Annotated in this window: 8 protein-coding genes; 7 read left to right on the top strand and 1 reads right to left on the bottom strand. The window is 71.3% G+C overall.

The genetic code is table 11. From position 1 onward, the window contains the following. The first annotated feature begins 33 nt into the window (after positions 1 to 33). From galU to def, 6 genes are all read left to right on the top strand, one after another. The gene (gene galU / locus D7V77_RS09285) at positions 34 to 936 is read left to right on the top strand and encodes a UTP--glucose-1-phosphate uridylyltransferase GalU (protein ID WP_120575917.1); all 903 of its coding nucleotides are present in this window, start codon (positions 34 to 36) and stop codon (positions 934 to 936) included. Then, positions 933 to 1685, top strand: a complete 753-nt coding sequence (locus D7V77_RS09290; RefSeq protein ID WP_120575918.1) for a hypothetical protein — start codon at positions 933 to 935, stop codon at positions 1683 to 1685. Before galU ends, D7V77_RS09290 begins: the two co-directional genes overlap by 4 nt. 101 nt (positions 1686 to 1786) lie before the next feature. Beyond that, positions 1787 to 2395 carry a glutathione S-transferase family protein gene (locus tag D7V77_RS09295; RefSeq protein WP_120575919.1) on the top strand — a complete coding sequence of 203 codons (609 nt, stop codon included), beginning with the start codon at positions 1787 to 1789 and terminating at the stop codon, positions 2393 to 2395. A gap of 177 nt (positions 2396 to 2572) precedes the next feature. Continuing rightward, positions 2573 to 4966: a primosomal protein N' gene (priA, locus tag D7V77_RS09300; RefSeq protein WP_120575920.1), complete on the top strand. Its 2394-nt coding sequence runs from the start codon at positions 2573 to 2575 to the stop codon at positions 4964 to 4966. Between the two features lie 16 nt (positions 4967 to 4982). Next, positions 4983 to 10613: a response regulator receiver protein gene (locus D7V77_RS43650; protein WP_158624367.1), complete on the top strand. Its 5631-nt coding sequence runs from the start codon at positions 4983 to 4985 to the stop codon at positions 10611 to 10613. Between the two features lie 53 nt (positions 10614 to 10666). Further along, positions 10667 to 11194, top strand: a complete 528-nt coding sequence (def, locus tag D7V77_RS09310; RefSeq protein ID WP_120575921.1) for a peptide deformylase — start codon at positions 10667 to 10669, stop codon at positions 11192 to 11194. On the opposite strand, the gene nth is transcribed toward def, so the two are convergent. Then, positions 11191 to 11901: an endonuclease III gene (gene nth, locus D7V77_RS09315; protein WP_120575922.1), complete on the bottom strand. Its 711-nt coding sequence runs from the start codon at positions 11899 to 11901 to the stop codon at positions 11191 to 11193. The two genes, def and nth, sit on opposite strands and share 4 nt — an antisense overlap. A 35-nt stretch (positions 11902 to 11936) precedes the next feature. On the opposite strand from nth, the gene ltaE reads away from it, so the two are divergent. Next, complete coding sequence (gene ltaE, locus D7V77_RS09320; protein ID WP_120575923.1) at positions 11937 to 12962, top strand: low-specificity L-threonine aldolase; 1026 nt, start codon at positions 11937 to 11939, stop codon at positions 12960 to 12962. The last annotated feature ends 172 nt before the right edge of the window (positions 12963 to 13134 follow it).

A 13134-nucleotide genomic window follows, 5' to 3' on the forward strand; every position in this document is an offset into this window, starting at 1 on the left:
GGGGTTCTGGGCCACCAATAGATTCCCCGCCCCATGTCCTCTCCTGACACGAAGGCAGCGAAGCTCATCCGCAAGTGCGTCATCCCCGCCGCCGGCCTGGGCACCCGTTTCCTCCCGGCCACCAAGGCCGTGCCGAAGGAGATGCTGCCCATCGTCGACACGCCCACCCTCCAGTACATCGTGGAGGAGGCGGTGAAGGCCGGCATGGAGGACGTCGTCGTCATCAACGGCCGCGGCAAGGGCGCCATCGAGGACCACTTCGACATCGCGTTCGAACTGGAGACCACGATGCGCGCGCGCGGGAAGACGGCGGACGCGGACCGGATGCGCGCCATCGCGAACCTGGTGCGCATCATCAGCGTGCGTCAGAAGGAGCCGCTCGGCCTGGGCCACGCGGTGCTGTGCGCCAAGAGCGTCATCGGCGACGAGCCCTTCGGCGTCCTCCTGGGCGACGACATGATCGACTCGGAGGATCCGGGCATCGGCCAACTCGCGCGCATCTACCAGCAGCACCAGAAGGCCGTCATCGCGCTGATGGAGGTTCCGGACAGCGAGACGCACATGTACGGCATCGCCGCGGGCAAGGACCTGGGCAACGGCGTCATCCAAATCGACCACGTGGTGGAGAAGCCCAAGAAGGGCACCGCCCCGTCGAACCTGGCGGTGATTGGCCGCTACGTGCTGCCCCCGTCCATCTTCCCCATCCTGGAGAAGCAGACCACGGGCGTGGGCGGGGAAATCCAGCTCACGGACGGCCTGGCCACGCTCCAGAAGACCGAAGGTCTGCTGGGCTACAAGTTCCAGGGCCAGCGCTACGACGCCGGTGACAAGGTGGGTTACCTCAAGGCGAACATCGCCTATGCGCTCAAGCGCCCCGACCTGCGCGGAGGGCTCCTGGAGTACCTGCGCGAGGTCGTCAAGACGGAGAAGCCGTGAAGCGTCTCATCGCCGTATCCGCAGTCCTCGTGTCCCTCGCCGCCGGCGCCTACGTGCTGCCCGGCGGCTCCATCCTGCGGCGCATGGCCAACGCGCGGGAGGAGAAGCGCCTGTCTGCCTTCCGCGTGGAAGGCTCCGTCATCTTCTCCTCCACGGGCGTGGCGGAAGCGGGGGCCGCCCTCAACGTCCCCACGGACCGCCCGGAGCTCCAGGGTGACGGCGTGCTGTCCGCGAAGATTCCGGGCCGCTGCCGCTTCGACGCGAGCTCTCCGGACAGCAGCCTCAAGTCCTCCACCGTGCAGGTCTCCGGCAAGAAGCGCGTGGAGGGCAAGGAGCTGCCCGCCATCTCCGTGCTGGTGGCCCAGGTGTGCGCCATCCTCGCGCAGGACGCGGGCAGCGTGCAGGACACCAAGCTCGCCCAGGAGGCCTGGCTCCAGGGGCTGGGCATCAACACGAAGGTGACGTCGCTCGCGCGCTTCGGCGGTGAGGTGGCCTTCGTCCTGGGAGACCCCGCGGAGGGCAAGCCCCAGTTCTGGGTCTACAAGGACGCCTTCCGGCCCGCGCGTCTGCGCTACTCGGACGCGTCCGGGGCGGCCTGGGACGTGCGCTTCCTGGATTACGCCTCGCCGGCCACCGGCGACTGGATGCCCCGCACGGTGGAGGTGTGGAAGGCGGGCCAGCGCGTGGTGCGCTTCACCGCCCTCAAGGCGGACAACCGCTCGGCCGTGCCGGACACGCTCTTCAAGTAGCGGTCCGCTTCGATTCGCTTGCGATGGGCGGGACTCACGGTGAAAGTCCCGCCCGTTCCAGGACCGGGATTTCCCCGGTTCTTGGCTCGGAGGCGATTCGCATGAAGCTCCATGGCAACCCGATGAGCACGTGTACCCGCAAGGTCCTCAACGTCCTGGCGGAGAAGGGCCACGAGGTCGAGTTCATCAACATCGACCTGATGAAGCACGAGCAGAAGACGCCCGCGCACATCGCCCGCCAGCCCTTTGGCGTGGTGCCCGCGCTGGAGCTGGACGACGGCTTCGTCATGTACGAGTCGCGCGCCATCAGCCGCTTCCTGGACCGCACCCTGCCGGGCCCGTCGCTGACGCCCGCGGACCCCAAGGCCTACGCGCTGATGGAGCAGTTCATCGGCGTGGAGCAGTCCTACTTCTCCGGCCCGGCGATGAAGATCGTCATGGAGCGCTTCCGGGGCACCAACAACGAGGAGAACGTCGCCAAGGGCCGCGAGGGCCTGAAGCGTCCGCTGGAGGTCCTCGACGCGGCGCTGGCGACCCGGCCGTACCTGGCGGGCAATGACTTCACGCTCGCCGAGGTCTGCTTCGCGCCGTACATGGAGTACCTCTTCGCCATGGGGGAGAAGGACACCGTGGCCCCGTACAAGAACGTGATGGCCTGGTGGGACCGCGTGTCCAACCGCCCGTCCGTGAAGAAGTCCGCCGGCCGCTAGCCCGCCCGCACGCCCCTCATTCGCGCAGGCCACCCGGGCCTCTTCCGCACCCTGTCTTCCAGGGTCGGGAGGGGCCCTTCGTGCTTCCAGGGCACCGGGGATGTCAGACGCCCGGGGCACAGTGGATCCCGGGTGCAGGACGGGCGGGCCGGGGATGCTGGCGGCAAGAGGTCGGTCATGGAGCAAGAGCACTTCGCGCTGGGTGGTTTTCCTCGGGCACAGGCAGAGGCCCCCTCTCGCGGTTCCATTCCGTTGCGGACGCGGCGTACGGATGTGGGAAGGGAAGTGTCGCAGCGGGAGCACGCCGCTACAGTGCGCCCCGTCGTGAGCGCCACTCCCGCCCAACTTGCCTCTGTCGCCGTGGGCCGTCCCGTGCGCGGGGAGTTCACCTACCTGGTGCCGGAGGCGCTCGCGGGCAACCTCGCCCCGGGCCAGCGCGTGCTCGTGCCCTTCGGCCGGGGCATGGCGCTGGGCTTCTACCTGGGGCCCGCCAACGCACCGGTGGAAGGCGGCGTGCGGCTCAAGCCCATCCAGCGCGTGCTGGAGGACTCGCCGTCCCTGCCCAAGGACCTCATCGCGCTCCTGCGCTTCACCGCGGAGCACTACCGCTATCCGCTGGGCGAGGTCATTCGCGGCGCGCTGCCGCCGGGCCTCTCCACCGCGGTGGATGAGAAGGAAGCCAGGCCGGACATCCAGTTCTTCGTGGAGGCTCTCGTCGAGGAGGTGCCGCCCCAACTGGCCCGCGCTCCGGCGCAGGCCGCCGTGCTCCAGTACCTCCTGGCGGTGGGCGGGCGCGCGCCGCTGGACGAGGTGACGCACGCCATCCCCGGCGCGCGCGAGACGCTGAAGAAGCTGGCGACGCGCAAGTTCGTGAAGTGGGTGGAGGTGACGCTGCAGCCCGGCGTGCGCGAGGGCCTGGTGCAGAACCGCCCGGACCGCCTCACCCCGGAGCAGGCCCTGGCGGTGAAGGAACTCCAGGGCGCCGTCGACGCGGGCGGCTTCCAGCCGTACCTCCTGCACGGCGTCACCGGCAGCGGCAAGACGGAGGTGTACCTGCGCGCGGTGGAGCACACGCTCGCGCGCGGCCTGGGCAGCCTGGTGCTGGTGCCGGAAATCGCGCTCACGCCGCAGCTGGTGGGGCGCTTCCGCAGCCGCTTCGGCGGCGACGTGGCGGTGCTGCACTCGGGGCTGAAGGACCGCGAGCGGCTGTTCCACTGGCAGGCGTTGCGCAAGGGCACGGTGAAGATCGCCGTGGGCGTGCGCTCGGCGGTGTTCGCGCCGGTGGAGAACCTGGGGCTCATCGTCGTGGACGAGGAGCACGACCCGTCCTTCAAGCAGGACGAGAAGCTGCGCTACCAGGCGCGCGACCTGGCGGTGGTGCGCGGCAAGCAGGCCAGCGCGGTGGTGGTGCTGGGCTCGGCGACGCCTTCACTGGAGACGCTCCAGAACACGCGCTCCGGCCGCTACAAGCTCATCGAGCTGAAGAACCGCGTGGACGACCGGCCCATGCCCACCATCAGCCTGGTGGACCTGCGCGTGGAGCGTCCGCGCGAGGGCCAGGTGACGGAAGAGGCGCCCATCCTCAGCCCGCAGATGCTCCAGGCCATGGAGGAGACGGTGGCCAAGGGGCAGCAGGTCATCCTGTTCCTCAACCGCCGCGGCCACAGCACCATCCTCCTGTGCGAGGTGTGCGGCCTGTCGCTCAAGTGCCAGGACTGCGACGTGTGCATGACGCACCACCGCTCGCAGAACCGGGTGGTGTGCCACTACTGCGGCGTGGCCTTCCCGGTCCCGGACAGCTGCCGCGAGTGCACCGGCCCGCTGCTCAAGCTCGGCATCGGCACGGAGCGCGTGGAAGCGGAGGTCCTGGAGCGGATGCCACACGCACGCGTAGCGCGGCTGGACCGCGACTCCGCGACGAGCGCGGAGAAGCTGACGGAGCTGCTGGCGTCCTTCGCGCGGCGGGAGCTCGACGTGCTGGTGGGCACCCAGATGGTGGCCAAGGGGCACGACTTCCCGGGCGTGACGCTGGTGTGCGTGGTGATGGCGGACACCTCCCTGGCGATTCCCGATTTCCGAGCCGCTGAGCGGACCTTCCACCTGTTGACCCAGGTGGCGGGGCGCGCGGGACGCGGGAAGGACCCGGGGCGGGTGTTGGTGCAGACCTACAACCCGGACGCGGAGCCGGTGAAGCGGATGCTGGCGCACGACTTCGACGGGTTCTCCAAGCAGGAGCTGGAGTGGCGCAAGGCGCTGGCCTATCCGCCCTTCGCGCGCATGGCGTCCGTCCGGCTGGAGGGCGAGCACCCGGAGCAGACCGCGGGTGTGGCTCGGTTCCTGGGGAACCTGGTGGGACGGCACATGCCACCGGCGTCGGCGGGGGTGCGCCTGCTGGGGCCGGCCCTGGCGCCCATCGCCCGCATCCGGGGCAAGACGCGCTGGCAGCTGCTCCTGAAGGCGCCGACGCATGCGGCGCTCGCCCCATTGCTCGCCCGGTTGGAGGCGGCGTTGGCGGATGTGCCCAACGGAGTGAAGGTCGTGATCGACGTGGATCCCGGGGCCATGCTGTAGACTCCCTGGCTCCCCCATGGGCGCCTCGGTCCTCCTCGTACACGACGACATCGCCACCATCGCCGCCGTCCGGCGACTGCTGTCCCGCGAAGGGCACGAGGTCATCCTCGCGACTTCCGCCGCGGACGCGCTCATTGCTTTCGGGCATCACCTGCCGGAGCTCATCGTGCTCGCGCCGAGCGTGGAGAGCGACCGCGGGCGCGTGGTGTTGGAAGAGCTGGTGCAGCACCCGGATGGCCACAAGGCGCGGGTGCTGCTGCTGAGTGAGCCCATCGAAGGCTTCAGCGCGCCGGTGGCGCCGCTGCCCCTGGACGGGCCGAGCTTCGTGACGCTGGTGGACACGTTGATCCGCGCGCCGGCGGAGGCGGATGGTTGGCGCGTGGTGGAGAACCGGACGCTGAGCGAGCCGCCGAAGGGGAGCGCCCCGGTGGACGAGGCCTGGCACGTGACGTCGCCGCGTTCGGTGGGCGGGGACCCCGCGCTGGCGAACGCGCTGTTCGGGGACCTGGCGCCGCTGAACCAGACGGACTGGGAAGTGGCGGCGATGACGCGCGAGGAGCGCAGCGCGCACGCCGTGCACCAGCAGCGTGAGCGCAGCACGCACCTGGCGATGAACGCCGCGCTGGAGCAGGCGCACCTGGAAGTGGAGACGGAGGCGATCGCCTCCATCGACTCCGCGCTGTCGGTGGGCACGAAGTCGCAGTGGACGGGGTCGGCGGAGGAGGGTGACTCCGGCGAAGCGTGGGGCGAGGAGGATCCGGACGCGAGCATCGGCTCCGAGTGGGACGCGGAGCCGCCGAACGCCGAGGATGCGCTCGAGGGCCGTCCACCGGAAGCGCGCACCACGTTGCGCTTCCCGTTCCCGAACGAGGAGGGTGAGGAAGAGGCGCTCGCGGAGGGGCGGCTCGCGTTCCGTGAGGAGCCACTCACCCCTCCGGGGCTGAAGCCGGTGAAGTCCGCGCCGAAGCTGGGGGACGAGGGGTTCTTCGACGTCGACTCGGACGAGGACGGCGGGGCGGCGAAGGCGTCGGATCCGGAGGGCTCCGCGCCGCTGGCGTGGAAGGAACTGGAGCCGGATCCGGAGCTGGAGACGCGTGCGCCTCCGGGCGGCGTGGACGACTCCGACGAGACGGACTTCGGTTCGGTCGCGGACGACGTGGCGGCGGAGGAGCGGGCCGCGGCGGCGGGTGAGTCGCAGGAGGACGCGCCCTCGGAGCCGACCGCGGAGGAGTTGGCGGCGGCGGGCCTGTCGAACTGGGACGTGCTGGAGGCGGAGCTCAAGGCCTCCGCCGATGCGCGAGAGCGGGGGGATGAGTCCTCCTCGGACGACGCGAAGCCGGTGGGGTCGGACTGGTTCGATTCCGAGACCGTCGAGGAGGCGAAGACGGAGGGGGCCAGGCCCCTCCAGTGGGCGGAGCCTTCGGGCCCCGCGAGCCCGGCGGCTGCGGCACGCGCGAAGATTGATGACGCGAAGTCGGGCAAGGCGGCCTCGCGTCCGGATGAGGCCACGGAGTCGCGCGATGGAGGAACGGCGGACAGCACCTCGCCTCGCGTGAACACCGAGAGGCCGCTGCGTGTCGCGGCCCGTGTCCCGCTGCGCTCATCGGGCAAGAGCAGCGCGGGCGTCGTGGCGAGCGTGAGCGTCTCGTCCGCGAACCCGGGCGATGCAACAGGCGCGGGTGGCAGCGCCGCGGGCCTGAGCGACAAGTCCGGTGCGGCGACAGGTGGCACGTCCACGCGTCCGGGCAATGAGTCCGGTCCTGTTGTCGCGGCAAGAGCAGGGGATGCGGCGACGCCAGCCGGCTCCTCCGCGAATCCGCGCGCCGGTGCCGCGGATGCCGTCGGTGCGTCGTCGCGCGCGGAAGCCCAGGCGCCGTCGTCGCCGCTGCAGGTGCCCGGAGGCCTGCAGCGGGCGAACAAGACGCGCACCCAGGAGCAGGAGTCCCCCGCACCCGCGCGCACGGACGCAGCCGAGCCGTCATCGGATCTCGCCGCGGAGCTGGAATCGCTGCGCGAAGAGCTGGCGCTGGCCCACGCCGCCATCGAGGAGGCGGAGGCCCGGGCCGCGGACGCGGAAGCCCTGGCCGAATCGGAGCAGTCGCTCCGCGTGGAGCTGGAAGATCGCATCGCGAGCGAAGAGCGGGCACGCGAAGACGCGCGGCTCGAAGCGGACGCGGAGGTAGAGGCCCGGAGCGCCGTGGAGGTGAGGGCCGAAGCGGAGGTCCACGCCCGCGCCCGAGCCGAGTCCCTGTTGAAGCAGGCCTCGGCGGCGCATGAGGCCTCGGAAGTCCGGGCCGAGTCGGCGACGGAGGCCCTCGCGGAGGTCGAAGCGCGGCTCGCGTCCGAAGCCGGAGGCCGGGTGGAGGCCGAAGCTCGCGCGGAAGCCGAGGCGCGCGACCGCCGCGAAGCCGAAGCCCTCGCGGAGATGGCCCGGCTCGAGCTCGTCGAACTCGAGAAGCGGCTCGCCACGGAGGTCCAGGCGCGCGAGGAGGCCGAGCTCCGAGCCCATCAGGAAGCGCAGACGCGCGAGGAGGCCGAAGCCCGCGCCGAGCTGGAGCAGGCCGCACGCACGGACGTGGAAGCGCGGCTCGAAGCCGAGACCGAAGCAAGAATCGCGGCCGAAGCCCGGGCGGAAGCCGAATCCAGGGCGCGCGAGGATGCGCGTCAGCGAGCGCAATCCGACTCCGACCAGGCGGAGAGCCGCGACACCGAGGACGCCGCGCTCCGTGCGAACCTGGATGCGCGGCGTGCCGAGGCGGAAGCCCGTGCCGAAGCGGAGGCGAAGGCCCGCACGACCGCCGAAGCGAAGGTGAAGCACTCCGCGCAGGCGCTGTCCCTGGTGGAGGTGCGTGCGCACCAGCTGGCCCAGTCGCTGGCCGAGTCCGAAGCGAAGTCGAAGCACTCCGCGCAGGCGCTGGCCCAGGCGGAGACGCGGGTGCAGCAGGCCACGCAGGCGCTGGCGCAATCCGAGGCGAAGGCGAAGCAGTCCGCGCAGGCCTTGGCGCAGGTGGAGGCCCGGGCGCAGCAACTGGCGCAGGTGCTGCTCCAGGGCGAAGCCAAGGCAAGGCAGTCCGCCCAGGCGGTGAGCCAGGCCGAAAGCCGCGCCACGCAAGCCGAGGAGGCCCGAGCCGCCGCGGAAGCCACCGCGGAACAGAACGCCGAAGCCCTGGCCCAGGCGGAAGCCCGGGCCGCGAAGGCCGAAGAAGCCCTGGCCGAAGCCCAGGCCCGAGTGGAAGACGCCGATGCGGCGAGGCTGCAGAACGAGGCGCGCTTCGCGGAGACCTTGAGCCAGGTCAACGCCCGGATGGAGCAGCTCAAGCAGGCTCGCCAGCGAGCCGAAGCGAAGGCCGCGCAGCCCGCCGAAGCCCTGCTCCAGGCGGAAGCCCGCGTGGAGCAACTGACGCAGGCCCTGAAGCAGGCCGAAGCGCGAGCCACCGAAGCCGAAAAGGCCCGCGACGCCAACACCGAGCAGCTGAAGCAGGCACGGGCCGAGGCAGAGGCCCGCGAAGAACAGCTCAACGCCAAAGCGAAGAAGACCGCCGAGCAGTTGGAGCAGGCACGGGCCGAAGCAGAGGCCCGAGCGGAGCAACTCCAGCAGCTCCAGGCCAACTCGGGGAGCCGCGAGGACCAGCTCACGCAGGCCCAGGCTCGCATCGAGCAGCTCACGCAGGCCCACACTGAAGCGGAAGCCCGCGCGGATCAGCTCGCGCAAGCACGCACCGAAGCCGAAGCCCGCATCGAGCAGCTCACGCAAGCAAGCACCGAAGCCGAGTCGCGCATCGAGCAGCTCACGCAGGCAGGCACTGAAGCCGAGTCGCGCATCGAGCGACTCACGCAGGCATGCACGGAAGCGGAAGCCCGCGCTGATCATCTCGCGCAGGCACGCACCGAAGTCGAAGCGCGCGCGGAGCAATCCACCCACGCGAGCACCGAGGCCCAGGCGCGCATCGAGCAGCTCACGCAGGCGCTGACCCAGGCCCAGGCCCGGGCGGAGCAACTCACGCAGTCCCTCTCCCAGTCGGAGTCCCGCGCGGAGCAGTCCACGCACGCCCGGACCGACGCGGACGAACTCGCACGGACCCGCCTGGCCCAGGCCGAACAGGCCCGCGCCGAAGCGGAAGCCACGGCCGAGCAGCAACTCCAGGCCCGCACCGCCGCGGAAGCCCGCGTCCTCCAGTCCGAGCAGAAGGCCGCCGAAGCCACCGCCAAGGCCACGTCCGAAGGACGGCTGCGCACTGTGCTGGAAGTCCGCCTCGACTCCGAGGGCCGTGCACGCCAGGACCTCGAAGCCCGCCTCGAAACCGAGTCCCAGGCCCGCACAACCGCGGAGTCCCGCCTCGCCGCGGAAACCCACGCGCGCACCGAAGCCGAAGCCCGCGCCCGCTCCGAATCCACGGACCTCACGCAGGCCCGAGACACCCTGCAAGCGCAGCTTGATCAGCTCCGAGAGGAGCTCACCCGCGAGCGCGAGACGCGCACCCGGCTCGAAGTCGAAGCCGTCGAACAGCGCCTCCAGGCCGAGCGCGAGCGCGAACAACTCGAAGCCCGAGCGCAGCGGGACGCGGAAGAAGCCGCGGCCCAGGCCCGCGCCACCATCATCCCCCTCGAATCGCCCGGCCGCCCGGAGATGGCGGTGGCCCGCAGCGGCAGCCTCACGCAGGAGGGCCTCTCGCGCCTCATCCTGCGGCTCTGCGACGCGCGCATGGAGGTGCGCCTGGAGCTCAAGGTGATGAACGCCTTGCGCGTCCTCTGGCTGCGCGACGGAGCCCTGGTCGGCGCCGCGTCCTCCGCGCAGGGCGAGTCCCTCGTGGACCGCGCCCGCGCGGACGGTCTCATCGACGCGCGCCAGGAAGCCGAGCTGCGGCTCGTGCGCAGCGCCACCACCGGCACGCTGCTGGAAGCCCTGCGCGGGCGCGGCTACGTGCGCGAAGCCGAATCCGTCCCGCTGGTCCAGCGCTACACCGAACAGGTCTTCCTGGACGCGCTCGCGGAGCCCTCCACGCTCTACCGCCTGGTGCCGGAGCCCGCGCCCCACGAGGTGGCGCTCGCCGCCGCCACGCGCCCGCCGCTGCATCTGCTCGCGGAAGGGCTGCGCAACACGCTCACCGCCGAATCGCTCCTGGACGCGGCGGGCTCCCTGCGCGCCCAGGTCTCCCGAGGCGACGCGCACATGCCCCCCGCGGACTTCGGCCTCTCCGCTCGCGAGCTCCAGCTCCTGCAGGCCGTGGACGGCGAACGCACGCTGGAGTCACTGCTCCTGGGCGCGGGCCTGCCACAGGACGGAGCACTCAAGGCGCTCGCGGTGGCGCGGACGCTGGGCCTCATCGCGCTGCATCCGCCGTCGGAGGACGCGCACGGCCACCTGCCGCCGGAGCTGGACGTGCACCGTCTGGAGGCCAAGTTCGAGGAGATCCAGGACGCGGACTACTTCACCGTCTTGGGGCTCGCGCGCTCGGCCGGCAGTGAAGAGGTCAAGCGGGCATACGCGCTGCTCGCCGCCGAGTTCCATCCGCTGCGCTTCGCCGGCCATCCGGACCCCGCGCTCCAGCACCGCGCGCAGCAGATTCGCGCGGTGTTGACGGAGGCCGCCCGGGCGTTGGGTGACGACCGTCTGCGGGGCGAGTACGCCCGTAATCTGCTCGACTGATGCCCGGTGGAACGGTTGCCCGTCGCGGTCTGGAGGGGTTAAGAGTCCCCTCCATGGTTCGCGAGATTCTCATCTGGCCCGACCCCATCCTGAAGCAGAAGGCCAAGCCGGTGGCGAAGGTGGACGACAAGGTCCGCGCGCTCATCAAGGACATGTTCGAGACCATGTACGACGCCGAGGGTGTCGGTCTCGCCGCCCCGCAGGTGGGCATCCTCCAGCGCATCATCGTCCTGGACACCCGGTCGCAGCAGCCGGACGCCAGGCCCCTGGCGATGATCAACCCGGAGTTCGTCTCGCTCGAAGGGGAGACGACCTACACGGAAGGCTGCCTCTCCATCCCCGGTGAAGCCGAGGACGTGGACCGCGCCGCCTTCGCCACGGTGCGCTACCTGGACGAGGAAGGCCAGGAGCAGACGCTGCGCTGTGACGGCCTGCTGGCCATCGCCGTGCAGCACGAGACGGACCACCTGGACGGCACCGTCTTCGTGGACCACGTCTCCACGCTCAAGCGCGAGTTCATCCGCAAGCGCATGAAGAAGCTCAAGGCCTCGCGCGAGCAGGGCGCTCCGGCGTCCGCCTAAGCCTTCGCGGTGGCGCGCACGCCCTTCTTCGGGCACTTCGCCGCCACCACGCAGGAGCCGCAATCGGGCGAGCGCGCGAAGCACGTGCGCCGCCCGTGCCACACCAGCAGCTGATGCCCCAGCGTCCACCGCTCGCGAGGCAGCAGCGCCTGCAGGTCCTTCTCCACCTTGTCCGGGTCTTCGTGCGTGGTGAAGCCCATCCGGTACGCCAGCCGCTTCACGTGCGTGTCCACGGGGAAGGCCGCGTCGCCGCCCAGGTGGATGCACACCACGCCCGCGGTCTTCAGCCCCACGCCCGGCAGCTCCGCCAGCGTGTCGCGCACCAGCGGCACCTGTCCGCCGTGCTCGGTGACGAGCGTGCGCGCCGTGGCGACGATGTTCTTCGCCTTCGCGCGGTACAGCCCGCAGGTGCGGATGAAGGGCTCGACGTCGGTGGGCTCGACGCGCGCGTAGGCCTGGGCATCCGGGAAGCGGGCGAACAGGGCAGGGGTCACCAGGTTGACGCGCTTGTCGGTGCACTGCGCGGACAGGATGACGGCGACCAGCAGCTCCAGTGGCGTGCGGAAGTCCAGCTCGATGCGGGCGTCCGGCATGGCCGCCTCCAGACCGTCCAGGATCGACACCGCACGCTGCCGCTTCTCCGCCACTGTCTCTCGCCGGGCCACGCGGGCGTTGTATGTCACGGGGAGGCCCCGCCCAAGCGCCATGGCGGGGCATCCCTTTTCACGCAGCGAGGAGAACCATGAAGCCCATCGACTTCCGCTCCGACACCGTGACGAAGCCCACGCCCGCCATGCGCAGGCTCATCGCCGACGCGGAGGTCGGCGACGACGTCTACGGCGAGGACCCCACCGTGCGGCGCCTGGAGGAGCGCGTCGCCGAGCGGCTCGGACTGGAGGCCGCCGTCTTCGTCCCCTCCGGGACGCAGGCGAACCAGATCGCCATCGGCGCGTACTGCCGTCCTGGCGACGAGGTGCTCACGGAGGAGGGCAGCCACATCCTCCAGTACGAAGGCGGCGCGGTGCCGGCGCTGTGGGGCGTGCAGCCGGGGCCCCTGCCGGGCGAGCGCGGCCTGCTGAAGCCGGAGACCGTCACGGCGGCGGTGCGCGAGGACAACATCCACAACCCGCGCACGCGCCTGCTGTCGCTGGAGAACACGCACAACCGCGGCGGCGGCACGGTGTGGCCGGTGGAGCGCTTCAAGGCGGTGGTGGAGGCGGGGCGCAAGGCCGGGCTCGCGGTGCACCTGGACGGCGCGCGGCTGTTCAACGCGGAGGTGGCGGCGGGCCAGCCCGCGTCCGCGTGGGCGTCGCTGACGGACTCGACGTCGGTGTGCTTCTCCAAGGGCCTGGGCGCGCCGGTGGGCTCGGCGCTCGCGGGCAAGAAGGATGTCATCCGCGAGGCGCGGCGGCTGCGCAAGCGGCTGGGCGGCGGCATGCGGCAGGCGGGCATCCTCGCGGCGGCGGCGCTGTACGCGCTGGAGCACCACGTGGAGCGCCTGGCCGAGGACCACGCCAACGCGCGCCGGCTGGCGGAAGGCCTGGCCCAGGTGCCGGGCGTGAAGGTGGACCTGGCGAGGGTGGAGACGAACATGGTGTTCGCGGACCTGGTGCGTCCGGCGGCGGAGGCCTCCGCGCTGCTCCTGAAGCAGGGCGTGCTCGCCAACCCCACGGGTCCGCACTCCATCCGCCTCGTGTGCCACCTGGACGTGTCCACCGCGGACATCGACGACGCCCTGGCGCGCATCCGTCAGGCTCTCGCTGCCTGACACGAGCGGCACCGGGCTCGCGGGCCGGCCGCGGTGTCCTGAAATCTGTCCGACTGTCGGACAGGTTCGTGCGGGTCGCCGTGGCCAGGCGCGGCTGTCAGCGGAATGACGGTCCTCCGGCACCCGGGGACGAGCCCCGTCCACGCGCTGGGTGCGGACCACACGCACCTGT

Source organism: Corallococcus sp. CA041A (assembly GCF_003612075.1).
Classification (GTDB): domain Bacteria; phylum Myxococcota; class Myxococcia; order Myxococcales; family Myxococcaceae; genus Corallococcus; species Corallococcus exiguus.

Bases quoted from the DNA above. Each gene is read 5' to 3' on its own strand.
- galU (WP_120575917.1), top strand. From the start codon at position 34: ATGTCCTCTCCTGACACGAAGGCAGCGAAGCTCATCCGCAAGTGCGTC.
- D7V77_RS09295 (WP_120575919.1), top strand. From the start codon at position 1,787: ATGAAGCTCCATGGCAACCCGATGAGCACGTGTACCCGCAAGGTCCTC.
- priA (WP_120575920.1), top strand. From the start codon at position 2,573: ATGGAGCAAGAGCACTTCGCGCTGGGTGGTTTTCCTCGGGCACAGGCA.
- D7V77_RS43650 (WP_158624367.1), top strand. From the start codon at position 4,983: ATGGGCGCCTCGGTCCTCCTCGTACACGACGACATCGCCACCATCGCC.
- def (WP_120575921.1), top strand. From the start codon at position 10,667: ATGGTTCGCGAGATTCTCATCTGGCCCGACCCCATCCTGAAGCAGAAG.
- nth (WP_120575922.1), bottom strand. From the start codon at position 11,901: ATGGCGCTTGGGCGGGGCCTCCCCGTGACATACAACGCCCGCGTGGCC.
- ltaE (WP_120575923.1), top strand. From the start codon at position 11,937: ATGAAGCCCATCGACTTCCGCTCCGACACCGTGACGAAGCCCACGCCC.